Below are 24,972 nucleotides of genomic sequence, written 5' to 3' on the forward strand. Positions count from 1 at the left end.
ACAACCCGTCGGGGGCGCGGGGCTGGGGCGCGGGTCGGGCGGCCCCGGGCCCGCCGGGAATTCCGCGCGGACCGGGGCCGCCCGTCAGGTACTACGCGTCGTCGTTGTCGACCCAGCTCATGAGCTTGCGCAGCTCGGCGCCGGTGGTGGCCAGCAGGCTGTCGCTGTCCGCCTTCTTGTACTCGTTGTACTTCTTCAGACCGCCGTGGTACTCGTCCATCCAGTTCTTGGCGAACGTACCGTCCTGGATCTCGGCCAGGATCTTCTTCATCTCGACCTTGGTCTGGTCGGTGATGACGCGGGGGCCGCTGACGTAGTCGCCCCACTCGGCGGTCTCGGAGACCGACCAGCGCATCTTCTCCAGGCCGCCCTCGTACATCAGGTCCACGATCAGCTTCAGCTCGTGGAGGCACTCGAAGTACGCGATCTCCGGCTGGTAGCCGGCCTCGGTCAGCGTCTCGAAGCCCGCCTTGACCAGCGCGGCGGTGCCGCCGCAGAGGACGGCCTGCTCGCCGAAGAGGTCGGTCTCGGTCTCCTCCTTGAAGGTCGTCTTGATGACGCCGGCGCGGGTGCCGCCGATCCCCTTCGCGTAGGAGAGGGCCAGCGCGAACGCCTTGCCGGAGAAGTCCTGCTCGACGGCCGCGATACACGGTACGCCGCGGCCCTCCTCGTACTGGCGGCGGACCAGGTGGCCCGGGCCCTTGGGGGCGACCATGGCGACATCGACGTTGGCCGGCGGCTTGATGAAGCCGTACCGGATGTTCAGGCCGTGGCCGAAGAACAGCGCGTCGCCGTCCTTCAGGTTGTCCTTGATGGACTCCTCGTAGACCTGGCCCTGGATCGGGTCCGGCACCAGGATCATGATGACGTCGGCCTCGGCGGCGGCCTCCGCCGGCGTCACCACGCGCAGGCCCTGCTCCTCGGCCTTGGCCTTGGACTTCGAACCCTCGTGCAGGCCGACCCGGACGTCGACACCCGAGTCCCGGAGCGACAGCGCGTGGGCGTGGCCCTGGCTGCCGTATCCGATGACCGCGACCTTGCGGTTCTGGATGATGGACAGGTCGGCATCGTCGTCGTAGAACAGCTCGGCCACTGGGTCTTCTCCTTGGTGTGCACTTCGGTGGAACAGCTCGCTCCCCACCGTACGGCGGGGCGGCTGATGGTGGTCTCCCGGTCTCGGCATTCGAGCCGGGAGGGGGTGGGCGCCCGCGTTGGAGCCCGGCAGGCTCTTACGCGCTGCGGTCGAGCGCCCGGAGGCTGCGGTCCGTGATGGACCGCGCGCCGCGCCCTATGGCGATCGTCCCGGACTGCACCAGCTCCTTGATGCCGAACTGCTCCAGCATCTTGAGCATGGCGTCGAGCTTGTCACTCGATCCGGTGGCCTCGATCGTGACGGCCTCGGGTGAGACGTCGACGGTCTTGGCACGGAACAGCTGGACGATCTCGACGATCTGGGAGCGGGTCTCGTTGTCCGCGCGGACCTTCACCAGGACGAGCTCGCGCTGGATCGCAGCGCCGGGCTCGAGTTCGACGATCTTCAGGACGTTCACCAGCTTGTTGAGCTGTTTCGTCACCTGTTCCAGGGGCAGTTCCTCGACATTGACCACGATGGTGATGCGGGAGATGTCGGGGTGTTCTGTGACACCGACCGCGAGCGAGTCGATGTTGAAACCGCGGCGGGAGAACAGCGCGGCGATCCGGGCGAGGATGCCGGGGGTGTTCTCCACCAGAACGGAGAGGGTGTGCCTGGTCATGTGTCCGTCTCTTCTCTCGTTCTCGCGGCTCAGTCGTCGGCGCTGTCGCCGAAGTCGGGACGGACGTCCCGGGCGGCCATGACCTCGTCGTTCGAGGTGCCGGCGGCGACCATCGGCCAGACCTGGGCGTCCTCGTGGACGATGAAGTCGATCACGACGGGGCGGTCGTTGACGGCGTTGGCCTTGGCGATCACCGCGTCCAGCTCGTCCGGGGACTCGCAGCGCATGGCGACGCAGCCCATGGCCTCGGCCAGCTTCACGAAGTCCGGGACGCGGGTGCCGCCGGTCGGACCGCTGCCGCTGCCGTCACCGGCGTGCAGGACGGTGTTGGAGTAGCGCTGGTTGTAGAAGAGGGTCTGCCACTGGCGGACCATCCCGAGCGCGCCGTTGTTGATGATCGCGACCTTGATGGGGATGTTGTTCAGGGCGCAGGTGGTGAGTTCCTGGTTGGTCATCTGGAAGCAGCCGTCGCCGTCGATGGCCCAGACGGTACGGTCCGGCTGCCCGGCCTTGGCGCCCATGGCAGCGGGGACTGCGTAGCCCATCGTTCCGGCGCCGCCGGAGTTCAGCCAGGTGGAGGGCTTCTCGTACTCGATGAAGTGCGCGGCCCACATCTGGTGCTGGCCGACGCCCGCGGCGAAGATCGTGTCCTCGGGGGCGAGCTGTCCGATGCGCTGGATGACCTGCTGCGGCGAGAGGGTGCCGTCGCCGGGCTGGTCGTAGCCGAGGGGGTAGGTCTCGCGCCAGCGGTTGAGGTCGTTCCACCAGGCGCTGTAGTCGCCGACGTGGCCCTCGGTGTGCTCGGCCTGGACGGCCTGGACCAGATCGGCCAGGACCTCGCGGGCGTCCCCGACGATCGGCACGTCCGCGACGCGGTTCTTGCCGATCTCGGCCGGGTCGATATCGGCGTGGACGATCTTGGCGTGCGGCGCGAAGCTCTCCAGCTTGCCGGTGACGCGGTCGTCGAAGCGGGCGCCGAGGGCGACGATCAGGTCGGCCTTCTGGAGCGCGGTGACGGCGGTGACCGCGCCGTGCATGCCCGGCATGCCCACATGCAGCGGGTGGCTGTCGGGGAAGGCGCCCAGGGCCATCAGGGTGGTGGTGACGGGCGCGCCGGTCAGCTCGGCGAGGACCTTCAGCTCGGCGGTCGCGCCGGCCTTCAGGACGCCGCCGCCGACGTACAGCACCGGGCGGCTCGCCTGGGTGATCAGCTTGGCGGCCTCGCGGATCTGCTTGGCGTGCGGCTTGGTGACCGGGCGGTAGCCGGGCAGGTCGTGGGAGGGCGGCCAGCTGAAGGTGGTGCGCGCCTGGAGGGCGTCCTTCGCGATGTCGACCAGGACGGGTCCCGGCCGGCCCGTGGAGGCGATGTGGAACGCCTCCGCGATGGTCCGCGGGATGTCCTCGGCCTTGGTGACCAGGAAGTTGTGCTTGGTGATCGGCATGGTGATGCCGCAGATGTCCGCCTCCTGGAAGGCGTCGGTCCCGATGGCCGCGCTGGCCACCTGGCCGGTGATCGCGACGATCGGCACGGAGTCCATGTGCGCGTCGGCGATCGGGGTGACCAGGTTGGTGGCGCCGGGGCCCGAGGTCGCCATACAGACCCCGACCTTGCCGGTGGCCTGTGCGTAGCCCTCGGCCGCGTGGCCTGCGCCCTGCTCGTGGCGGACGAGGATGTGCCGGACCCGGGTGGAGTCCATCATCGGGTCGTACGCCGGGAGGATGGCGCCGCCGGGAATGCCGAATACCGTGTCGGCGCCCACTTCCTCAAGAGAGCGGATGAGCGACTGCGCGCCCGTGACGTGCTCGACGGAGACGGAGGCGGAGGACGGTCCGCCGTTACGGGCCCGCGGCTGCGGATGGTGGGCCCCGGTGGCCTGGTCGGTCATCGGCATTCTCTTCTCGAAGCTGAGGGTGAGCGAGGTTTGCGAGGGTTTGCGACGTTCCGGTGCAACAAAAAACCCCCCGTGCCGTGAGGCAGGCGAGGGGAGCGCGTCGGTGCGTTCTGCGGAGCGGGTGAGGAGCTCTGCTTCAGCCGACGCGCTTTCCAAGTACGAGAATTCGGGTGCGCATGGAAGCGACCCTCCTCCCGGCCCACCCCGGCTGTCAAGCGGGTGGGACGGGCGTCTCACTATTCGAGCTATTCGAACGGACGGCGGAACGCGGAATCCGGTCGGAGACCTGCTGCGGGACCTGCTGCGGGACGGGTGGACGGGGGCGCCGCGCGGGGAGCGCGCCGCCCGTGAGGACGGGCAGGGGCGCGCCGCCCGGCAGCGGGAAGGAGCCGGCGGCCAGCGCCCGGCGCAGCCGGTACTCGTCGAGCGGCCCGGAGAAGGCCATGCCCTGCCCGAGGGTGCAGCCCATGGCGCGCAGGGCGATCACCTGCTCGGGGACGTCCACGCCGTCGGCGACGGACTGCATACCGAGGTCGCGGGCGATCCGGAGCAGCCCCGCGGTGATCTTGTGCAGCCTGGCGGACTCCACGACGCCCTCGACCAGGGCGCGGTCGAGTTTGAGTACGTCGACGGGGAGCCTGCGCAGGGCGCTGATCGCCGCGTAGCCGCTGCCGAAGCCGTCGAGGGCGATCCGGACGCCGAGCCGGCGCAGGGCGACGAGACGGTGCTCCAGCTCGTCCAGGGAGGCGCGCGGGTCGCTGTCGGAGAGCTCGATCAGCAGGGCGCCCGAGGGCAGCTGGTGGCGGGCGAGCAGGCTCTCGACGGCCCCGGGCGGCATCGACTTGTCGAGCAGTCTGCGGGCCGGCAGCCGGACCGTCACGGGGACGACGGTATGGCCGAGGCGCATGCGTTCCGCGGCCTCCTCCACCGCGTGTTCGAGGAGCCAGCGGCCGAGTTCGGCGGTGCGGTCACCGTCGTCGGCGACGCGCAGGAACTCGGCGGGGGTGAAGAGGATGCCCTGGGAGGAGCGCCAGCGGGCCTGGGCGGCGACCGCCGTGATCCGGCCCGAGGTGAGATGCACCACGGGCTGGTGCAGCAGCGCGAACTCGCCGTCGTGCAGGGCGGTGCGCAGCCGGGCCGCCAGCTCGGTCCTGCGGACCACGTCGGCCTGCATCTGGGGCGCGTACATCTCGACGCGGTCCTTGCCCGCGGCCTTGGCGCGGTACATCGCGAGGTCGGCGTTGCGCATGAGGCTGCTGGGGGTTATGCCCGGCTCGGCGAAGGCGACCCCGATGGAGGCGGCGACGCGGACGTCGTTGCCGTCGATCCGGTACGGCTGGGAGAGCCGGAGCCTGAGCCGGTCGGCGATCTCGTGGACCTGGTACTCGCGGGCGGACTGGTCGGGCGAGCCGTCGCCGAGGACGAGGGCGGCGAACTCGTCGCCGCCGAGCCTGGCGGCGGTGTCCCCGGCCCGTACGGAGTCCTGGAGCCGGTGGGCGGCCATGATGAGCAGTTCGTCGCCGGCCTGGTGGCCCAGCCGGTCGTTGACGCCCTTGAAGCCGTCGAGGTCGATGAAGAGGACGGCCGTGCCGGGGTCGGTCGCGCGGCGGCCGGAGAGGGCCTGGCGGACGCGTTCGGTGAACAGGGCGCGGTTGGGGAGGTCGGTGAGCGGGTCGTGCTCGGCGTTGTGCTGGAGCTGGGCCTGGAGCCGGACGCGCTCGGTGACGTCCCGGCTGTTGAAGATCAGCCCGCCCTGGTGGCGGTTGACGGTGGACTCCACATTGAGCCAGCCGCCGCTGCCCGACCGGAACCGGCACTCGATCCGGGTCGTGGGCTCCTCGGCGGGCGGGGCGGCCAGGAAGCGCCGGACCTCGCGGATGACCCGGCCCAGGTCGTCCGGGTGGATGATCGAGGACAGCTCGGCGCCGACGAGGTCCTCGGCGTCGCGCCCGTACACGCCCGCGGCTGCGGGGCTGACGTAGCGGAGTATGCCGGAGGGCGCGGCGATCATGATGACGTCGCTGGAGCCCTGCACCAGGGAGCGGAAGTGGTTCTCCTTGTGCGCGAGTTCATGGGTGAGCGCGATGTTGTCGACGAGCATGATGCCCTGCCGTACGACCAGGGCGAGCACGACCGTGCAGCCGGTGAGGACCACGACGCGGTCGACCCGGCGGCCCTCGATGACGTTGTAGAGGATGCCCAGGGTGCAGACGGCCGCGGCGAGGTACGGCGTGAGCGCGGCCAGCGAGCTGGCGATCGGGGTGGTGTGGCGCCCCGGCCTGGGCGGCGCGGGAGCCGTCTCGGCCATCCGGCGCGCGCCCCAGGGCGCGTACGCGAGGAGCAGCGACCCGGCGAACCAGCCGGCGTCCAGCAGCTGGCCCGAGCGGTAGGTGTCGCGCAGCAGCGGGGAGGTGAAGAGCGCGTCGCAGAGCACGGTCAGGGCGAGGGCGGCGATCGCGGTGTTGACCGCGGAGCGGTTGCCGGTGGCCCGCCGGAAGTGCAGCGCGAGAACCATGCTGACGAGCACGATGTCGAGGAGCGGATAGGCGAGGGAGAGCGCGGACTGCAGGACGCTCTCGCCCTGGATGGTCGTGGTACGGGCGAGGGCGAGGCTCCAGGAGAGGGTGAGCAGCGAGCCGCCGATGAGCCAGGAGTCCAGCGCGAGACAGACCCAGCCGGCCCTGCTGACCGGGCGTTTGGCGAGGACCAGCAGGCCCACGATGGCCGGCGGTGCGAAGCACAGGAAGAGCAGGTCCGCGACGGACGGGCTCGGTACCGTCCGGCCGAGGACGACCTCGTACCAGCCCCAGACTGCGTTCCCGGCGGAGGCCATCGCGGAGGAGAACGCGAAGAGCAGCCAGGCCGGCCGGAACCGGCTGACATGGCCACGCGCGTAGCAGAAACAGGAGACCGCGGCGATCAGCGCGGCGATGCTCAGCCCGAAGTCGCCCATGAACAGGGCGAGCCGCTCCGAACCCCAGCCCAGTGCCGCGCCGGTGGCGTATCCCCCGCAGATCAGGGCAAGCGCCAGCTGTGGAAGCAGCCCCGAACTCCCGCCGGCGACCGCGCGTCCGCCGACGGCCATGCCCTCGGCGCTCACCGGACCGCTCCGTGAGGTGCCGCCGCGGGTGCCGGCGTGCGCTCCGGGGTGTCCGGAGGTCGCCGCCGGCGCCTCTGCCGCGTCGGATCGTTCGTCCATTGGCCGTACATCGCCCGTCGCCCCCCTCTGTTCCTGATCGCTCCGCCGCGCCGCCCCAGGGACGGCACAGCCCCCAGATCGGGACGATACACCAGACTCGTCACTCAGGGACATAGTTCTTCTACTCTCCGTGACGACCTGGGGAGTTGTGGCCACCGGGGGTCCCGCGAGGGTGTCCGCGCGGGTGCGGAGCGTGCTGAACGGGCCCCGCCCGCCCGGTCTTTCAGCCCTCCGTGGTGAGGACGACGTTCAACAGCTCCTCCCCGGCGGCGAATCGGGTCAGCTGCCGGGCCAGCAGCCGCCGCGCCCGGGGCAGGAAGGCGGAGGTGGGTCCGCCGACATGGGGACTGATCAGAACACCCGGAGCATGCCAGAGCGGATGGTCGCGCGGCAGGGGTTCGGGGTCGGTGACATCGAGGGCCGCCCGGAGCCGGCCGCTCTCCAGCTCGGCGAGGAGCGCCTTGGTGTCGACGACGCCGCCGCGCGCGACGTTCACGAGCAGCGCGCCGTCCTTCATGCGCGCCAGGAAACCGGCTCCGGCCAGGCCCTTCGTGCTGTCGGTGAGCGGCGTCGAGAGAATGACGACATCCGCCTCGGGCAGCAGCGCGGGGAGTTCGGTGAACGCGTGGACCTGACCGCGCGCGGTGGTGCGGGCGGAGCGCGCGACGCGCGCCACCCGCGCGCACTCGAAGGGCGCGAGCCGGTCCTCGATGGCCGCGCCGATCGACCCGTATCCGACGATCAGCACGGACTTGTCGGCGAGCGACTCGTGGAAGCCGGACCGCCACTCCCCCCGGTCCTGGTCCCTGACGAAGCCCGGGACGCCGCGCAGCGAGGCGAGCGTCAGGGTGAGAGCCAGTTCGGCCGTGCTGGCCTCGTGGACGCCCTTGGCGTTGCACAGCCGTACGCCCGGGGGCAGCGCGCCGAGCGCGGGGGCCACGTTGTCGACACCGGCGGACAGGGTCTGTACGACGCGTACGGACGTCATGGCGGCGAGCGGCCGTATCGCGACCCCCGCCCGTGACATGTACGGGACCACGTAGAAGGCGCAGTCGGCCGGGTCGGCGGGATAGTCGTCCTCACCGTCCCAGAAGCGGTAGTCCAGCCCCTCGGGAAGGCCCTCGATCTCGTCCGCGGGAAGCGGCAGCCATACGTCTGAAGTCATGGTCAGGAGGCTATGCGAAGCCCGCCGGGGTGATGAGGTTAGCTTGAGGGCGGCGCCGGTCGGTCTTGGGAGGGGTACGGGCAGTTGGAGCGCAGGACAATCGGTGCGGCGGCGCTCGACGTGGGGGCGGTCGGACTCGGCTGCATGCCCATGCACTGGGCCTACACCGGTTCGCAGCAGCGCGGCGAACGGTCGCTCCGTACCGTGCACGCGGCGCTCGACGCCGGGACGAGCCTGCTCGACACGGCCGACATGTACGGCCCCTTCACCAATGAACTGCTGCTGGGGCGGGTGGTCGGGCAGCGGAGGGACGAGGTCTTCGTCTCGACCAAGTGTGGGCTGCTCGTCGGCGATCAGCACATAGTGGCCAACGGCAGGCCGAACTACGTACGGCGCGCCTGCGACGCCTCGCTGCGGCGGCTCCAGACCGATGTGATCGATCTCTACCAGCTGCACCGCGCGGATCCCGAGATACCGGTCGAGGAGACCTGGGGGGCGATGTCGGAGCTGGTGCGGGCGGGGAAGGTACGGGCGCTGGGGCTGTGCGCGGTGGGCGCGCGCGCCTCGCGGCGGCGGTCGGGCGCGCATCTGCACGAGGCGACGATCCGGCAGCTGGAGCGGGTGCAGCAGGTGTTCCCGGTGAGCGCGGTGGAGGCGGAGCTGTCGGTGTGGTCGCCGGAGGCACTGGACCGGCTGCTGCCGTGGTGCGAGGCGCGCGGGATCGGGTTCCTGGCGGCGATGCCGCTGGGCAACGGTTTCCTGACCGGCACGCTCACTCCGGGGCAGGGTTTCGAGCCGGACGATCTGCGCGCCCGCCACCCCCGGTTCACGGCCGAGATCATGGCCTCGAACCAGCCGCTGGTGGTGGGGCTGCGGCGGATCGCGGAGCGGCACGGGGCGACGCCGGCGCAGGTGGCGCTGGCGTGGGTGCTGAGCCGGGGGCGCCATGTGGTGCCGCTGCCGGGGACGAAGCGGGTGGAGTGGGCGGTGGAGAACGCGGGGGCGGCGGAGCTGACGCTGACGGAGCGGGATCTGGCCGAGATCGCCGCTCTGCCGCCGGTACGGGAGTCGTGGGTGTGACAGCCGTGGGTGTGCGAGCCGTGGGTGTGAGAGCCGTGGGGCGCCGCGTCGGGAACTCTGGTCGGGGCAGCGGTGTATGAACAGGGGACGGCGGTCTTTCCTCCGCCGGATCCCGGCTCGGCTCGTCTCGTCTCAACTCGTCTCGTCTCGTCTCAGCTCGTCGAAGGGAACGGACCCGTGCAGCGTTCAGCAGTGACGGCCGTGTGTGCCGCTGCCGCTCTCCTCGTGGCCACCGGATGCTCGTCCGACCGCGCTCCCGACCTCGGCAGAAGCCCCGCGTCGAGCCCGGCGGCGGCGCCGTCCTCCGAGGGGGTGACGGCCAGCCCGTCGCCGCCGCCCGCGAAGGGGTCGGTGAAGGTGGCGGCGACGCTGACGGAGGGGCTCGCGTCGCCCTGGGGGCTGGCGGCCCTGCCGGACGGCGGGCTGCTCGTCTCCTCGCGCGACGAGGGGACGATCACCCGCGTCGACGCGGAGAGCGGGAAGCGGACCGTGATCGGCTCGGTGCCCGGGGTCGCCGCGGCCGGCGAGGGGGGTCTGCTGGGGATCGCGGTCTCCCGCTCGTACGCCTCGGACCGTCTCGTGTACGCGTACTTCACCACCGAGTCGGACAACCGCGTCGCCCGGATGCTGTACGACCCGAAGAAGCCCGCCGGGCAGCAGTTGGGCGCGCCCGACACCGTACTGCGCGGCATCCCGAAGGGGACCATCCACAACGGCGGCCGGATCGCCTTCGGGCCGGACGGCATGCTGTACGCGGGCACGGGCGAGGCGGGCGACACGGGGCTCTCCCAGGACCCGAAGTCGCTGGGCGGGAAGATCCTGCGGATGACGCCGGACGGGCAGCCGGTGCACGGGAACCCGTCGGCGGACTCGGTGGTGTACTCCCTGGGCCACCGCAATGTGCAGGGTCTCGCCTGGGACGCGGAGGGCCGGCTGTGGGCGGCGGAATTCGGCCAGAACACATGGGACGAGCTGAATCTGATCGAGCCCGGCAAGAACTACGGCTGGCCGGTGGTGGAGGGCAGGGCCGACCGGGCCGGCTATGTGGACCCGGTGGCGCAGTGGCGGACGGACGAGGCGTCGCCGAGCGGTCTGGCGTACGCGGAGGGCTCCCTGTGGATGGCGGGGCTGCGCGGGGAGCGGCTCTGGCGGATTCCGCTGGCGGGCCGGGAATCCGCGGCGGCCCCCGAGGCGTTCCTCAAGGACGAGTACGGCCGTCTGCGTACGGTGCTCGCGGCCGGCGGTGACCGGTTGTGGCTGGTCAGCAGCAACATGGACGGCCGGGGCACCCCGAGCGCGGGGGACGACAGGATCATCCGGCTGACGGTCGGGTAAGGGTGAGATCGAGCAAGGGTGAGGGTGTGAGCGGACTGTGTTCAATATGTTCGAGGAGATCTTCGCGCCGGGCCGCAAGCACACCCACGAGGAGCGGAAGAGGCTGGAGCTGAGCCGCGTCGACTCCGAGGCCGGCGACCCGGGGCGCGGCCCGATAGACCTCTCGTCCGGCAAGGTGACGATACGGGTCCGGGACGATGAGGATCCTGGCGAGGCGGATCCTGGCGAGGCGGATCCTCAGGGCTGAAAGAGGCGGAGGCGGTGGGCGAAGGCCGCCGCTTCCGTGCGTCCCGAGACGCCCAGCTTGGCCAGGATGTTGGAGACGTGGACGCTCGCGGTCTTGGGCGAGATGTACAGCTCCTCGGCTATCCCCCGGTTGCTGTGCCCGGCGGCGACCAGCCGCAGCACGTCCCGCTCGCGCGGGGTCAGGCCCAGGGCGCGGACCGGGTCGACGGGCGGCGCCTCGTCGGGCTCGCCAGTGAGAGCGATCCTGGCCCGCCCGGCCAGCAGCCCGATCTCGTCGGCCAGGGGGCGCGCGCCGAGCGCGGTGGCGGTGGTGTGGGCCGCGAGCAGCGGCTTCGCGGCGTCGGAACGGTCGGCGCCGGAGTCCAGCAGGGCCGCCGCGAGCCGCAGCCGGGCGTGCGCCAGCTCGTAGGGGCGCGAGACGCCCTCGAAGGCGGCGACCGTACGGTTCCAGTGCTCCGGCGCGGGCAGGCCCTCGGCCCGCGCCAGCTCCGCCTCCAGGAGGAGGCCGTACGCCTGCCAGACGGGCACCAGGGTCGGCAGCCGCTTCCCGAGGGCCCGTACGGTCGCGAGCACCTCGGCCCGGCCCGCGTCGGCCTCCGGCAGCCCTCGTGCGTCGGCCTCGATCGCCGCCGCCGTACAGAGCAGCGGCAGCGCGTACCGATGGGTGCCCAGTGGGAAGCCGTCCGCGGTGATCTGCCGGAACTCTGCCCGGGCTGCGGCCAGTTCACCCCGCTGCGCATCGACGATCATCATCAGCCTGGCCGGGGTGATGACGTGCTGCGGCTGGAAGTCGTGGGTGCCGAAGTAGCCCCGGTTCAGCTCCACCTGACGCCCCGCCTCTTCGAAGTCTCCCCGGGCCAGGGCGAGTTCCGCGCGGCGTATGGCGAGCAGCCCACGGGCCTTCTTCGACTGGGCGAGGTCGGCCGCGTCCGCGAGGACGGTGTCCTCCTCGGACCAGCGGCCGAGTGAGAAGAGGGACTGGGCCAGATTGGAGCGGACCCATGCCTCCGTGTCGGCGAGTCCGCGCTGATGGGTGAAGGCGACGCCCTCCTGGGCGGCCTTCACCGCCTCCTCGGAGCGGCCGTTGCTCTCCAGCGTGGAGGGCAGGTTGATGCTGGCGCGTCCCAGGATCCCCACGGCGTCCAGTTCGACGGCCCGGGCGCGGGCCGCGTATATCTCGGCGATGCCCGCCTCGGTGTGGCCGGCGTCGGCGATGAGCCAGCCCCGGGTGAGATGGGCGTTCGTCTCGGTGTGTTCGGCGCCGACGAGCCGCGCGTACTCCACGGCGCGCTCCGCGGCGGCCAGGACATCGGGCCCCGGCCGGTGCAGCGCGCCCCAGGCGGCGACCACGGTGAGGACTTCCGCGTGCACGGCGGACGGCTGGAGACCGCGCACCAGGTCCTGTGCCGTGGCCAGCTCCCGCCAGCCGTCGCCGCGGGTCAGGTTCTGCATCAGCCGGGAGCGCTGGATCCAGAACCACGCGGCGCGCAGCGGATCGTGCCCCTCGTCCTCACCGTCGAGGATCCGCAGCGCCTTCTTCGAGATGGCCAGGGCGCGTTCGTTCTCGCCACCGACGCGGGCGGCGTCCGTCGCCTCCGCCATCAGATCCAGATAGCTCAGCGGCGCCGAGGGCGGACCGCCCCCGCAGGCGGGATACGCGTCCAGGTCGTCCGGCGGGCGCAGGGTGCGCCGTACCTCGGCGGGGGCGCTGTCCCACAGCTCCATGGCCCGCTCCAGCAGGCGCAGTTGCTCCGCGTGCGCGTAGCGCGCCCGGGCCTCGACGGAGGCGCGCAGTACGACGGGCAGGGCCTTCGCCGGGTCGTGCGCGTGGTACCAGTGGCTGGCGAGGCGGGTGGTGCGCTCGTCGGCCCGTACGAGCCCGGGGTCGGCCTCCAGCACCTCGGCGAAGCGGCGGTTGAGCCGGGACCGCTCGCCGGGCAGCAGATCGTCGCTGACCGCCTCGCGCACCAGGGAGTGCCGGAAGCGGTAGCCGTCGCCGTCCGGGGTCGGCAGCAGGATGTTGGCGCCGACTGCGGCCCGCAGCGCCTCGATGAGATCGTCCTCCGCGAGCCGGGCGACGGCCAGCAGCAGCGGGTACTCGACGGTGGTGCCGCCCTCGGCGACGATCCTGGCGACCCGCTGGGCGTCCTCGGGAAGCGCCTCGACCCTGACGAGCAGCAGATCGCGCAGGGAGTCGCTGAGTCCCGCGTGGGAGCCGGCCTCCAGGGAACAGGCCAGCTCCTCCACGAAGAACGCGTTCCCGTCGGAGCGTTCGAAGATCTGGTCCACCAGGCCGGGATCGGGCTCCGCGGCGAGGATTCCGGTGAGCTGGCGCCGCACCTCGGCCCGGTTGAACCGGGACAGCTCGATCCGGCGGACGGAGCGCAGCCGGTCCAGCTCGGCGAGGAGCGGGCGCAGCGGATGGCGGCGGTGCAGGTCGTCGGCGCGGTACGTACCGAGCACGACGAGCCGGCCCCGGCGCAGCGCGCGGATGAGGTAGGCGAGGAGATGGCGGGTGGAGGCGTCCGCCCAGTGCAGATCCTCCAGGACGAGCACGACCGTACGGTCCGCCGCGAGCCGCTCCAGCAGCCGGGCGGTGAGCTCGAAGAGCCGTGCGGTCCCGTCCTCGTCCAGCGGGCCGCGGTGGGACCGGCCCAGCTCGGGCAGGATCCTGGCCAGCTCGTCCTCCTGGCCGTCCGCCGCCGTGACCAGCTCCTCGGGCAGTTGGCGGCGCAGGGAGCGCAGCGCGGTGGAGAAGGGGGCGAACGGCAGTCCGTCCGCGCCGATCTCGACACAGCCGCCGGTCACGACGACGGCCTCGCGCGCGCACGCCACCTCGCGCAGCTCCTCGACGAGCCGGGTCTTGCCGACCCCCGCCTCGCCACCGATGAGCAACGCCTGGGGCTCGCCCGCGGTGGCGCGGGCGAGCGCTTGGGTGAGCACGGTCAGCTCGCCGGTCCTGCCGACGAACACCGGGCTGACAGACCTGGTCTCCACAGTGCCGAGCATCGCACAGGGGTCTGACAACGCGGCACTGGATTTCGGCGGCCCGGAGCCAGGCCCTGCCGCATCTGCCCAGGTCACGCGGCGTGGCCGAACCGGTCGCGGGGCGGACTCACCTGCCCCTCCGAGGCGTTGCCGGCCGATCGCCGGGCCGCGCGCCGGGCCTGCTTGCGGGCCTGGCGGACCTCCCGCACCAGTCGGCGGTCGGCGGCCTCACGGAGCAGCTCGGCGCTTCGGAGCTGGTGAAGTTCGTACGTGTACATCCGGTCCCCCTGGGAAGTGCTGTGGCGTCCTGCTGATGCCTCAACCTTCGTCTCCCAGGGGGTGGAGCCGCATCGGGAGTGTGCCGCATGTTGACGGGCCCCGGTGCCTTAGAAAAGGGGGCATGGCCCGGGTAGGGACCGGCTTACGGCCTAAGGCCGTACTCCGGCCGGGGTGGCGTACGTTATTCCGCGCCTCAGGAGGAGGTGGTCGGCATGGCCGCGAAGAGGTCGAAGTACATGGCGACGGCCGTCAGCAGACCGAGGAAGCCGAGCACCGCGCCGGCCAGCGCGAAGGGACGGACCCAGGCGGTACGGCCCACCGGCAGGGCGAGGACGATGGCGCCGATGATCAGCGCCACCAGCGCGACGCCGCCGTTGACCGCCGCGGTGACATGCCAGGCGTCGCCGTAGATCGCGGCTATCTGCTGCTCGGCGGTGGCGGACTGGCCGGTCTTGAGCTGGCCGACGAGCCCCTGACGCTCGGCGAGGACACGGCTGGTCCAGGTCCCGGTGAGGGCGACGATGCCGAGGCAGACGGCGAGGACGGCGGAGGCGGCGGAGCCGAGACCGGACGAGGCGTTGGCCGGGGCGGCCTCTTCGGCGTCCTCGGCGTCCTCGTCCACGTCGTCCTCGTCGGCTTCGTCCTCGTCCTTGACCTCGGTGACCTCGGTGACCTCGGTGACCTCGGCCTTGTTCTCGGCCTCGACCTGGTCCTTGACCTCGGCCTTGGCGTCATTCCCGGCAGCGGACTTGGTCAGGTCCGGGGCGTCGGTCTCGGGGGTCTTGGTCTCGGGGGTGGGGTTCATACGGCGCACGCTAGGGGGCCTGTCTGAGAGCTTCCTGAGAAGGCCGGGCCGCACGCCACTCCGGCGCGAGAACCGACCAGACCTCGGCGTCCGCCCGCCTTCCCCGGTGCTGGTACTCGGCCCGCAGTACGCCTTCCCTGACCATGCCGAGCCGCTGGGCGACCCGGATGCTCGCCGCGTTCCCGGTCGAGACCCGCCACTCCACGCGGTGCATTCCGCGCTCCTCGACGGCCCAGTCGATCAGCACCCGCGCGGCCCGTGTGACCAGCCCGCGGCCGGTCGCCGCGGGCTCCAGCCAGCAGCCCACCTCGCAGTTGCCGGCCTTCGCGTCGAAGACGCGGAAGAGGACCCCGCCGACCAGCGTGGAGCCGACCCGGATCCCGTAGATACGCCCGGTGTCGGCGGCCTGCTTCTGGGCGTACGCGGTCAGCAGCGCCAGGGCGGACGCGGGGTCGGAGACGGCGTCGGCGAGCCCGATGTGCTCGCCGACCAGATCGCGGGCGCGGTCCATGTGCGCGAGGAACTCCCCGGCCTGCCAGGGTTCAAGGGGACACAACTCGGCGTCGTCCCCCAGCGGTACGGCGAACATCCTGCTCCTCTGCACTGCCGCATACAGCTTCTGACGTGCGCATATTGGCACGCGGAGCGCGCGGCGGCCAAGGCTCGGCCGGGGGTGGAGGCGGGTGCGGACGCTACCCGGATACGCTCACCCGGCCGTTCTCGATATGTCCCATGAGGCGGCGGCGGAACGGCACGCGCGCGTGGCCGTCGTCGTCCGCGCTGACCTCGATGTCGTACCAGCCGTGGGCGTCGGCGGCCGAGTGCACCACGGCCCGGGTCCTGCCCGGCTTCACCGTGATCCGCCGGGTCCAGCCGCTCAGGTCGGCCTCGTCGACGTACCCGAGGGGACGCACGGTGAAGGTGACCGACCGGTCGCCGCTGTTGCGCAGGGTGAGGTGCAGATCGCGGTCGTGATGGTCGACGGAGGAGGAGAGCTCGGCGCCCCGGCCGGCCACAGGACCGGAGAACTCGCGCCGGAAGCCGTTCGGCCCGGTGATGGTGAACCGGTACGCGCGATCAGCCGCGCCCACCCCGCCTGCCCCGCCTGCCCCGGTAAGGGGCACCGTCCATTGCGCCGTGCCCCTTACATCGCGGTGCTGCGGCACCTCGAACTCCCCCGCGTACGGGTAGAGCGCGAAGTGCGCGCTCGCGCGCCCCGTGTTGCTGAGCACGACCTCGAAGGTGCGGCCGTCGGCGCCGACCCGGCCGTACGCGTCGGTCTGGTACGGCAGCGGACGCGCCGGACGGACGCCCGGCTCCTGCACGGGCATCCGCTGCTCGGCCGGGGGGACGGGACGCCAGCGGCCGGTGAACGGCGGTACGGCGGCGGGTTGTTCCACCGCGGGCAGGCTCCGGCTGTCCGTGAAGTCGAACGCCGAGGTCAGATCGCCGGTGACGGTACGCCGCCAGGCGGTGATGTTCGGCTCGGCCACCCCCGTCCACCGCTCAAGGAAGCGGATGACCGAGGTGTGGTCGAAGACCTGCGAGCAGACGTGCCCGCCGACCGTCCACGGCGAGACGACCAGCAGCGGCACCCGCATACCGAGCCCGGTCGGCCGGCCCCGCCAGCGCTCGTCGGGGTCGTCGACGGGCGGCACGGGCGGCGGCACATGGTCGAAGAAGCCGTCGTTCTCGTCGTAGTTGATCAGTACGACGGTGTGGCGCCAGACCTCCGGATGCGCGCCGAGCGCGTCGAGGACCTTGTAGACGAGGCCCGCGCTGGCGACCGGCGACGAGGAGCCGGGGTGCTCGGAATCGACCGCGGGCGGCACCAGGTACGACACCTCGGGCAGCGTCCCGGCGGCCACATCGGCCCGGAACCGCTCGGCCAGCGTGCCGCTCTCCACCCGGCGCAGCCCCCGCTCGAAGAGCGAGCGCTCGCGCCGGTCCAGGGTGGCGACGCCCTCCTCCAGCGCGGCGAGCAGCCGCTCGCGCAAGGCCGCGTCCGCCGCATCGCGCACCGCGGCGTAGAACGCCTCCATGTACGTGAAGCCCGCCGCTCCTGGCTGCCCGGACAGCCCGCGCGCCGGGGCGAGCGCCTTGCGTGCGATGTCCTTGAAGACGGTGAAGAACTCGATGTTGTTGTCGGTGAAGTTCTCCCACTCGGTGTACGTCTGCCAGCTCCGGCCCGCCTTCTCCAGCCGCTCCGCGTAGGTCGGCCACGGGTAGCCCGGGTGGGTGTCCTCCTCGTACGCGTCGTTGCCCACGGCCCGCCGCCCGTCGGCCTCGAAGCCGGTCCAGCCGCTCCACAGATGGTTGCGGTTGGGGCTCGTCGACGAGTGGACGGACGAGTGGTAGGCGTCGCAGACCGTGAAGGTGTCGGCCAGTTCGTAGTGGAGCGGGATGTCCCGCCGGTCGTAGTACGCCATGGTCGCGGCGGTCTTGGCGGAGACCCAGCGGTCCATCCAGCCGTTGTTCCAGGCCGCGGCGCCGCCGTCCCAGGAGTGGTCGAGGTCGCCGATGTACTGGAGGTCCTTGCGCTGCGCAGCGGCGGCGTCCCTGATCGGGAACGGCAGAACGGCGGCCGGGGAGGCGCCCGCGCCCGGCTGCGCGAAGACGGGCTCCCCGGAGGGGAGCTCCACCGCGTTGCGGTCACCGAAGCCGCGCACCCCGCGCAGGGTGCCGAAGTAGTGGTCGAAGGAGCGGTTCTCCTGCATCAGGATCACCACGTGCCTGACCGCCTCAAGGCCGCCGGCGGGCGGCTCCGCGGCGAGCGCCGCCCGGAGGGACGGCGGCAGCACCGAGCCGACCGCCGCCGTGCCCAGGGCGCCGGAGCCGAGGGCGAGCATTCTTCTGCGCGAAATCTCCCGTGACATGTCAGGGACGGTAGTGATGGCTGATGGCAGGAGAGAGACCCGGGAAAGTCGCCGAGGTGAACGCCCCAGAAGGCCCAGAAGGCCCAGAAGGCTAGGCCCATCCCCCCGAACCGGGCGGTACGAGCGGCTCCGGAGGTACGGGCGTCTCCTCGCCGTACGGCCACACCAGCAGCACCGGGCACTCCGCGTGGTCCACCACGAACCGGGTCGCCCGGCCGAGACTGCGCGGCCCCGGACGGCCTGGCTCACCGTCGCGCGCGCAGATCAGCAGCTCCGCCCCGGCCGCCGCCCGTACGACCTCGTGCTCCACCCGGCCGTGGTGTTCGAGGAACACACAGGGCCGGCCGAGCCGGTGCGCGGCGGCCTCCAGCAGATCCGCGGCGGCCGGACGGGCGAGGGCTTCGAGCCGTACGCCGGGGTCCCTGTCCGGCCGGTGGCCGCGGCCGAGGAGCCCCGCGTAGGCGCGGTGCGCGGCGGCGGCCACCTCGTCGTCGCTGACGTGGAGCAGCGCGATCCCGTCCGGCGCGGCGTGGACGCGGGCCGCGCGGACACGGGCGGCGTCGACGCAGGCCGGCCAGGTGGCCTCGGTGATCCAGACGAGTACGGTCACGGCGCGCTCAGCCTCCGATCAGCCGCAGCGTCCCCCACAGTGCCACCGTAGACACGGCGAGCGTGGCCGGCACGGTCAGCAGGCCGAGCCGGGTGAAGCGGCCGAGTTCGGCCTCGCTGTCGTGCTCGTGGAGGATGCGCCGCCACAGCAGGGTGGCCAGCGAGCCGACGTACGTCAGGTTCGGGCCGAGGTTGACGCCGATCAGCGCCGCCAGCACAGGACCGGGGCCCGCGGGCCCGATCACCGGCAGCAGCGCGAGGATCGCCGGGAGATTGTTGATCACGTTGGCCAGTACGGCGGCGACCCCGGCGATGGCGAGCAGCGAGGCCAGCGACGAGCCGGCCGGCAGCAGGTACCCGATCCCGGTGTCGAGGCCGTTGTCCACCACGGCCTTCACCACTACCCCGAGCGCCAGGACGAAGAGGCAGAACAGCGGGGACGTGGCGCGGACCAGTCCGGGCACGGTCGTACGCCGCTGCCCCAGCGCCCGCGCGGCCAGCACGGCCGCTCCGGCGATCGCCGCCCACAGCGGCTCGATCCCGGCGAACGAGGTGACCGCGAACCCGGCCAGCGTCAGTCCCAGCACCACCAGCGTGAACACCGGCACCTCGCGCCGCTCGCCGCTCGTCGCGGGGTGCGCCCCGGCGGCGAGATCGGCGGCGAAGAAGCGGCGGAAGACGGCGTACTCGACGGCGATCGCCGCCAGCCACGGCAGCGCCATCAGCGCGGCGAACCGGGTGAAGGTGAGCCCGCTCGCCGTGAAGGCCAGCAGATTGGTCAGATTGGAGACGGGCAGCAGCAGAGACGCCGAGTTGGCGAGATGCGTCGTGGCGTAGACGTGCGGCCGGGGCCTGGCACCGACCCGGGCGGCGGTCGCGAAGACCACCGGGGTGAGCAGGACGACGGTGGCGTCCAGGCTGAGTACGGCGGTGACCACGGCGGCGACCGCGAACACCCCGCCGAGCAGGGCGCGCGGCCTGCCCCCGCAGACCCGGGCCACCAGGTCCCCGGCGGCGGCGAACAGCCCCTCGTCGGCGCAGAGCTGGGCCAGTACCAGTACGGCCGCGAGAAAGACGACGACGGGCAGGAGCGTACGGGTCTGCGCCCAGGCGTCCGCCGGCGACACCGCGCCAAGCGCCACGACCAGCAGCGCGGCCGGCACCGCGACGACGGCCTCGGGCAGCCCGCGCGGGCGTACGACGGCGAACGCCAGCACGCCGAGCAGCAGCCCGACGGAGACGGTCTCGGCGACGATGGTGTTCACGCGGGCCTCTGTGAGAAGCGGACGGGCGAGGAAAGAGCAGAGGGCGGCGCACCGGCTCCCCGGCACCCCGCCCCCACGACGTACTACGTACGTAAGACGTCAGCCGACGTCAGCCCTCGACGCCGAGCTTCTCCAACTGTGCTTGTTCATTCGCTCGGGGCAAGCCGCTCGAGCTGTGCTTGTTCATTCGCTCGGGGCAAGCCGCTCGAGAATCAGCTCACGCACCCGCGCCGCGTCGGCCTGCCCCCGGGTGGCCTTCATGACCGCGCCGACGAGCGCGCCCGCGGCGGCGACCTTGCCCGCGCGGATCTTGTCGGCGACGGCCGCGTTGGCCGCGATCGCCTCGTCCACGGCGGTGCCGAGCGCGCCCTCGTCGGAAACGACCTTCAGCCCGCGCTTCTCCACGACGGTGTCCGGGTCGCCCTCGCCCGCGAGCACGCCCTCGATCACCTGACGGGCCAGCTTGTCGTTCAGGTCACCGGCGGCGACGAGCGCGGCGATCCGGGCGACCTGCGCCGGGGTGATCGGCTGCTCGTCCAGCGCGCGGCCCGATTCGTTGGCGTGCCGGGCCAGCTCGCCCATCCACCACTTACGGGCCTGGTCGGCCGGGGCGCCGGCGTCGATGGTGGCGACGATGAGGTCGATGGCACCGGCGTTGAGGATCGACTGCATGTCGTGCTCGGTGACGCCCCACTCCTCGCGGAGCCGGTTACGGCGTACCCGCGGCAGCTCGGGAAGCCCGGCCCGCAGCTCCTCGACCCACTCCCGGGCCGGGGCGACCGGCACGAGGTCGGGCTCCGGGAAGTACCGGTAGTCCTCGGCGTTGTCCTTGATACGGCCGGAGGTGGTGGAGCCGTCCTCCTCGTGGAAGTGCCGGGTCTCCTGGAGGATCGTGCCGCCGCCGTCCAGCACCGCGGCGTGGCGCTGGATCTCGAACCGGGCGGCGCGCTCGACGCTGCGCAGCGAGTTGACGTTCTTCGTCTCGGAGCGCGTACCGAACTCCGCGCGGCCGTGCGGGCGCAGCGACAGGTTCACGTCGCACCGCATCTGGCCCATCTCCATCCGGGCCTCCGACACACCGAGCGCCTTGATCAGCTCGCGCAGCTCGGCGACGTACGCCTTGGCCACCTCGGGCGCCCGCGCACCGGCGCCCTCGATGGGCTTGGTGACGATCTCGATGAGCGGGATCCCGGCGCGGTTGTAGTCCAGCAGCGAGTGCGAGGCCCCGTGAATCCGCCCGGTGGCACCGCCGACGTGCAGCGACTTGCCGGTGTCCTCCTCCATGTGGGCCCGCTCGATCTCCACGCGGAAGGTCTCCCCGTCCTCCAGCTGGACGTCCAGATGGCCGTTGAAGGCGATCGGCTCGTCGTACTGGGAGGTCTGGAAGTTCTTCGGCATGTCCGGATAGAAGTAGTTCTTCCGGGCGAAACGGCACCACTCGGCGATCTCGCAGTTCAGCGCGAGCCCGATCTTGATGGCGGACTCGACGCCGATCGCGTTCACGACCGGCAGCGATCCGGGCATCCCCAGACAGGTCGGACACGTCTGCGAGTTGGGCTCGGCCCCCAGCTCGGTGGAGCAGCCGCAGAACATCTTGGTCTTGGTGCCCAGCTCGACATGGACTTCGAGGCCCATGACGGGGTCGTAGGTCGCCAGCGCGTCCTCGTACGACACCAGGTCAATGACGGTCACAGGTACTTCTTCCTCTTCAATGCTTCATCGGTGTCGGCCAGCCAGCGCTGGTAGGACGACAGCTTTCCGAGTACGGAGAGATCCACTTCGTCGGCGAGGCGGGCGAAGTAATCGCCGGGGTCGGATCGCCGGGCCTTCTTGAGTACGTTCGCCAGCACGCGTTTCGGGTGGGCCGGGTGCGCGGGCGCCGGATTGCCCTGTTCCACATCCTCCGGCTGAAGGTGCGGATGCGCCGACAGATCGGCGGCGGGCTGCACCCGGACCAGAGCGTCCCGGTCCGCGAGCACCCAGGACTCGGTCATCACCTTCGGCCCGAGTACGACCGGCACCGCCGCGCTCTTCGGCAACTGGGACAGCGCCTCCAGCACGACACCGGCGTCGGGGACCTCCTTGTGGTCCCGGTGCACGAAGAGTACGTCGCACCGGGAGGCCAGCTCCTGGGCCGCCGCCAGGAGGAGCTTCGGCGCCGCCGTGGTGTACACCGAGCTGGTCTGGCAGGGGGCGAGCACCTCGGTGGCCTTGAGGGCCCGCGCGTGCAGCGTCTCCTCCAGCTGCCGGATGATCAGCCGCTCCAGGAAGGGCAGATCGCTCGGCCCTTCGACCAGCAGTCCGGGCCTCAGCAGCCGTGCCCGGCTCATGAGATCACCTGCCCCATGGACTCCAGCAGGCGCTTCACCTGCTCGGCGGTGACCGTGTCGCCGGGGTCCTCGTCCGCGCGGGGCTTACGCACGGGGCGGGCCCGGGTGACGGTCGAGATCCCGGGGCGCGCCGGGTCGACGTGGGACGCCTGCTCCAGGAAGACGAGGCTGCCGGAGGCGTCGTCGCGGAGGGCGGAGAGCAGGACGGGCGAGTGGGTGGTCGCGATGAGCTGGCGGAACCCCTCGGCGTCCGCGGCCCGGTCCACCAGATCGGGGAAGTCGTCCACGTCCCGGCGCAGCCGCCGGACCAGCTCCGCGATCCGCGTGGGGTGCAGCCCGTTCTCGATCTCCTCGACGGCGAGCAGGCCGGCACGCCGGTCGTCGTACGAGGCGGCGAGCAGCGCGAGGACGCGCAGCGTGCCGTCGGACAGCATGGGGGGCGACGTCCAGCCGGTGTGCCGGAACCGTACGTCGAAGTCGTACTCGCCGCGCCGCTCGTCGTAGAGCGGCCGGATCCCGGAGGCTTCCGGGATGAGCGCGGCCAGGTCGGCTTCCATGTCCCGCAGGACGTCACCGTCGAGGCGGTGGAGCACGGCGGCGAGGTTGCGCCCGTCGGAGAGCAACGGCCTTTCGTCATCGCCGCCGAACGGGCTGCGCATGGCCGGGGGATCGAGAGCGATGCGCTCCCAGGTCGCGCTCTCCAACATGAGGAATGCGCTCAGTGCGTTCGGACGCGATGAGCCGGCTTCGCTCAACGCCGCCCGGTCCAACCCGTTATGAGAGAGGAATCGGTCGCGGGCGGCGGCGAGCGCGGTACGAAGCTCCGCCGACAGCTCCAGCCGGTCCATCCACTCCGTACGTTCGAGCCTGCTCACCCACACTCCGCTGCGCCCCCGGCGCAGTGTGAGTTTCACGGGCCCCACGGAATCCTGCCGGCGCTCGGCCTCCACCCGTACGGCCAGGGGAAGCGGCCCGAAGGAACTCGGGACGATCATGCCGATCTTGATGGTCAGTCCCGGTGCGGTGTACGCCCCACGAGGGTGGTCCGTGTGGTGCAGCAGGTCCCGCGTGGTAAGGCGCGGATTGCTCCCGTCGAGAGCTTTGGACAATCCCCCCGAGACCACCCGCCGGACGAAGTCCAGCGCGTCCAGGAGGTTCGACTTCCCCGCGCCGTTGACACCCATGAGCACTGTGCAGGGGCGGACGTCCAGGCCGAAGCCCACGAACGACTTGAAGCCGTCGATCTCGATGCGGGTGATCACTGTGCCGCCTCCTTCCGAGGCTCTGGGCGCCGGTGCGCCGTGTCCGTGCGCGAGAGCCGGGCACCTGCCACGCGGCAGGTGCCCGGCATCCGCTCAGCCCAGCAGGACGTCGTCGTCGCCCAGCCGCTTCAGCTCGCGCAGCAGCAGCGCCACGCCCGTGACGATCGCGACGCCCGAGACGACGGCGTCGACGAGGCGGAGCGTGTCGTGCTCGGAGCGGGCCGTTCTGGCCTGCTTGACGACGCTGAGCGCGCCGAACGCGGTGGTCCCGATCGACAGATACGTTCCGGCCCTGGACTTCTTGAAACCCTTGGCCTTGGTCAATGCACTGCTCATAGCGATGGTGCCTCCTCCAGCAACGGGTGGCCCCACTTTTCCACGAAGGCCGCCTCGACCGCGGCACCGACCTTGTACAGCCGGTCGTCCTTCATGGCGGGGGCGATGATCTGGAGGCCGACCGGGAGGCCGTCCTCCGGCGCGAGGCCGCAGGGGAGCGACATCGCCGCGTTGCCCGCGAGGTTGGTCGGGATGGTGCACAGGTCCGCGAGGTACATCGCCATCGGGTCGTCGGCGCGCTCGCCGATCGGGAAGGCGGTGGTCGGGGTCGTCGGGGAGACGATCACGTCGACCTGCTCGAACGCCTTCTCGAAGTCCCGGGTGATGAGCGTACGGACCTTCTGCGCCGAGCCGTAGTACGCGTCGTAGTAGCCGGAGCTGAGCGCGTACGTGCCGAGGATGACCCGGCGCTTGACCTCGTCGCCGAAGCCCGCCTCGCGGGTCAGCGCGGTGACGTCCTCGGCGGACCGCGTGCCGTCGTCACCGACGCGCAGCCCGTAGCGCATGGCGTCGAAACGGGCGAGGTTCGAGGAGCACTCGGAGGGCGCGATCAGGTAGTACGCGGCGAGGCCGAGGTCGAAGGACGGGCAGTCCAGCTCGACGATCTCGGCGCCGAGCTTCTGGAGCAGCTCGACGGACTCGTCGAAGCGCTGGAGGACGCCCGCCTGGTAGCCCTCGCCGCGGAACTGCTTGACGACCCCGACGCGCATCCCGGTGACCGAGCCGTTGCGCGCGGCCTCCACCACCGGGGGCACCGGGGCGTCGATGGACGTCGAGTCGAGCGGGTCGTGGCCCGCGATCGCCTCGTGCAGCAGGGCGGCGTCCAGGACCGTACGGGCGCAGGGGCCGCCCTGGTCGAGGGAGGACGAGAAGGCGACCATGCCGTAGCGGGAGACCCCGCCGTAGGTGGGCTTGACGCCGACCGTGCCGGTGAGGGCGGCGGGCTGGCGGATGGAGCCGCCGGTGTCCGTGCCGATGGCCAGGGGGGCCTGGTACGCGGCGAGCGCCGCCGCCGAGCCGCCGCCGGAGCCGCCGGGTACGCGGGTGACGTCCCAGGGGTTGCCGGTCGGGCCGTAGGCGCTGTTCTCGGTGGAGGACCCCATGGCGAACTCGTCCATGTTGGTCTTGCCGAGGATGACGACGCCGGCGTCCTTGAGCTTCTTGGTGAGCGTCGCGTCGTACGGCGGGATCCAGCCTTCGAGGATCTTGGAGCCGACCGTGGTCGGCACGCCCTCGGTGGTGAAGATGTCCTTGAGCGCGACCGGCACACCGGCCAGCGGCCCGAGCTTCTCGCCCGCCGCGTGCTTCGCGTCGACGGCGCGGGCCTGCGCGAGCGCGCCCTCGCGGTCGACGTGCAGGAAGGCGTGGACCTTCTCGTCGACGGCCTCGATCCGGGCCAGATGCGCCTCGGCGACCTCGACGGCCGTGAGTTCGCCGGCGGCGATGCGCTCGGCGATCACGGCGGCGGTGAGCTTGGTGACGTCCGACTTGCTGACGTCCGACTTGCTGACGTCCGGCTTGCTGACGTCCGACTTGCTGTTGTCCGTCATG

General features: G+C 71.7%; 20 protein-coding genes. 3 read left to right on the plus strand and 17 right to left on the minus strand.

From position 1 onward, the window contains the following. Nucleotides 1–91 precede the first annotated feature (91 nt). The 5 genes from ilvC to AB0389_RS35315 all read right to left on the minus strand — a co-directional run bounded on the left by ilvC (nt 92) and on the right by AB0389_RS35315 (nt 8,010). Nucleotides 92–1,093 (minus strand): ketol-acid reductoisomerase, encoded by a 1,002-nt coding sequence (gene ilvC, locus AB0389_RS35295; protein ID WP_114662226.1) that lies wholly within the window; start codon nt 1,091–1,093, stop codon nt 92–94. A gap of 136 nt (nt 1,094–1,229) precedes the next feature. Continuing rightward, nucleotides 1,230–1,754, minus strand: a complete 525-nt coding sequence (gene ilvN, locus AB0389_RS35300; protein ID WP_066945691.1) for an acetolactate synthase small subunit — start codon at nt 1,752–1,754, stop codon at nt 1,230–1,232. 29 nt (nt 1,755–1,783) lie between these two features. Then, the gene (locus AB0389_RS35305; protein WP_366399658.1) at nt 1,784–3,640 is read right to left on the minus strand and encodes an acetolactate synthase large subunit; all 1,857 of its coding nucleotides are present in this window, start codon (nt 3,638–3,640) and stop codon (nt 1,784–1,786) included. A gap of 217 nt (nt 3,641–3,857) precedes the next feature. Further along, nucleotides 3,858–6,731 carry an EAL domain-containing protein gene (locus AB0389_RS35310; RefSeq protein ID WP_366399680.1) on the minus strand — a complete coding sequence of 958 codons (2,874 nt, stop codon included), beginning with the start codon at nt 6,729–6,731 and terminating at the stop codon, nt 3,858–3,860. Between the two features lie 337 nt (nt 6,732–7,068). Further along, complete coding sequence (locus AB0389_RS35315; protein WP_366399659.1) at nt 7,069–8,010, minus strand: 2-hydroxyacid dehydrogenase; 942 nt, start codon at nt 8,008–8,010, stop codon at nt 7,069–7,071. Nucleotides 8,011–8,094: 84 nt separating this feature from the next. Here AB0389_RS35315 and AB0389_RS35320 point away from each other — a divergent pair, with 84 nt between their 5' ends. From AB0389_RS35320 to AB0389_RS35330, 3 genes are all read left to right on the plus strand, one after another. Then, nucleotides 8,095–9,090: an aldo/keto reductase gene (locus AB0389_RS35320; RefSeq protein ID WP_366399660.1), complete on the plus strand. Its 996-nt coding sequence runs from the start codon at nt 8,095–8,097 to the stop codon at nt 9,088–9,090. 177 nt (nt 9,091–9,267) lie between these two features. Beyond that, the gene (locus AB0389_RS35325) at nt 9,268–10,425 is read left to right on the plus strand and encodes a PQQ-dependent sugar dehydrogenase (protein ID WP_366399661.1); all 1,158 of its coding nucleotides are present in this window, start codon (nt 9,268–9,270) and stop codon (nt 10,423–10,425) included. Nucleotides 10,426–10,462: 37 nt separating this feature from the next. After that, on the plus strand, nt 10,463–10,672 hold the full coding sequence (locus AB0389_RS35330) for a DUF6191 domain-containing protein (RefSeq protein WP_366399662.1): 210 nt from the start codon (nt 10,463–10,465) through the stop codon (nt 10,670–10,672). Here the strand turns inward: AB0389_RS35330 and AB0389_RS35335 are convergent. The 12 genes from AB0389_RS35335 to gatA form a co-directional block, all read right to left on the minus strand. Continuing rightward, nucleotides 10,663–13,680, minus strand: coding sequence for a BREX system ATP-binding domain-containing protein (locus tag AB0389_RS35335; RefSeq protein WP_366399663.1), 3,018 nt, complete (start codon nt 13,678–13,680; stop codon nt 10,663–10,665). The genes AB0389_RS35330 and AB0389_RS35335 overlap by 10 nt on opposite strands. Before the next feature lie 71 nt (nt 13,681–13,751). Further along, a complete protein-coding gene (locus tag AB0389_RS35340; protein ID WP_366399664.1) occupies nt 13,752–13,937 on the minus strand; it encodes a hypothetical protein in 186 nt (61 codons plus the stop codon). A 194-nt stretch (nt 13,938–14,131) separates the two neighbouring features. Then, on the minus strand, nt 14,132–14,743 hold the full coding sequence (locus AB0389_RS35345) for a hypothetical protein (protein WP_366399665.1): 612 nt from the start codon (nt 14,741–14,743) through the stop codon (nt 14,132–14,134). 10 nt (nt 14,744–14,753) lie between these two features. Beyond that, nucleotides 14,754–15,332 (minus strand): GNAT family protein, encoded by a 579-nt coding sequence (locus tag AB0389_RS35350; protein ID WP_366399666.1) that lies wholly within the window; start codon nt 15,330–15,332, stop codon nt 14,754–14,756. Between the two features lie 103 nt (nt 15,333–15,435). Then, nucleotides 15,436–17,619 carry a phosphocholine-specific phospholipase C gene (locus AB0389_RS35355; RefSeq protein WP_366399667.1) on the minus strand — a complete coding sequence of 728 codons (2,184 nt, stop codon included), beginning with the start codon at nt 17,617–17,619 and terminating at the stop codon, nt 15,436–15,438. Between the two features lie 91 nt (nt 17,620–17,710). After that, nucleotides 17,711–18,229, minus strand: a complete 519-nt coding sequence (locus AB0389_RS35360) for a universal stress protein (protein ID WP_366399668.1) — start codon at nt 18,227–18,229, stop codon at nt 17,711–17,713. A gap of 7 nt (nt 18,230–18,236) precedes the next feature. Then, a complete protein-coding gene (locus AB0389_RS35365; RefSeq protein ID WP_366399669.1) occupies nt 18,237–19,493 on the minus strand; it encodes an SLC13 family permease in 1,257 nt (418 codons plus the stop codon). A gap of 183 nt (nt 19,494–19,676) precedes the next feature. Further along, on the minus strand, nt 19,677–21,185 hold the full coding sequence (gene gatB, locus AB0389_RS35370; RefSeq protein ID WP_366399670.1) for an Asp-tRNA(Asn)/Glu-tRNA(Gln) amidotransferase subunit GatB: 1,509 nt from the start codon (nt 21,183–21,185) through the stop codon (nt 19,677–19,679). Further along, nucleotides 21,182–21,823 (minus strand): hypothetical protein, encoded by a 642-nt coding sequence (locus tag AB0389_RS35375; protein WP_366399671.1) that lies wholly within the window; start codon nt 21,821–21,823, stop codon nt 21,182–21,184. The genes gatB and AB0389_RS35375 overlap by 4 nt, the downstream gene beginning before the upstream one ends. Continuing rightward, a complete protein-coding gene (locus AB0389_RS35380) occupies nt 21,820–23,085 on the minus strand; it encodes an ATP-binding protein (protein ID WP_366399672.1) in 1,266 nt (421 codons plus the stop codon). The genes AB0389_RS35375 and AB0389_RS35380 overlap by 4 nt, the downstream gene beginning before the upstream one ends. Before the next feature lie 93 nt (nt 23,086–23,178). Continuing rightward, nucleotides 23,179–23,421, minus strand: a complete 243-nt coding sequence (locus tag AB0389_RS35385; protein ID WP_366399673.1) for a hypothetical protein — start codon at nt 23,419–23,421, stop codon at nt 23,179–23,181. Further along, complete coding sequence (gene gatA / locus AB0389_RS35390; RefSeq protein ID WP_366399674.1) at nt 23,418–24,971, minus strand: Asp-tRNA(Asn)/Glu-tRNA(Gln) amidotransferase subunit GatA; 1,554 nt, start codon at nt 24,969–24,971, stop codon at nt 23,418–23,420. The genes AB0389_RS35385 and gatA overlap by 4 nt, the downstream gene beginning before the upstream one ends. Nucleotide 24,972: the final 1 nt, after the last annotated feature.

The sequence above is a fragment of the Streptomyces sp. NPDC093109 genome (assembly GCF_040701725.1).
GTDB lineage: Bacteria > Actinomycetota > Actinomycetes > Streptomycetales > Streptomycetaceae > Streptomyces.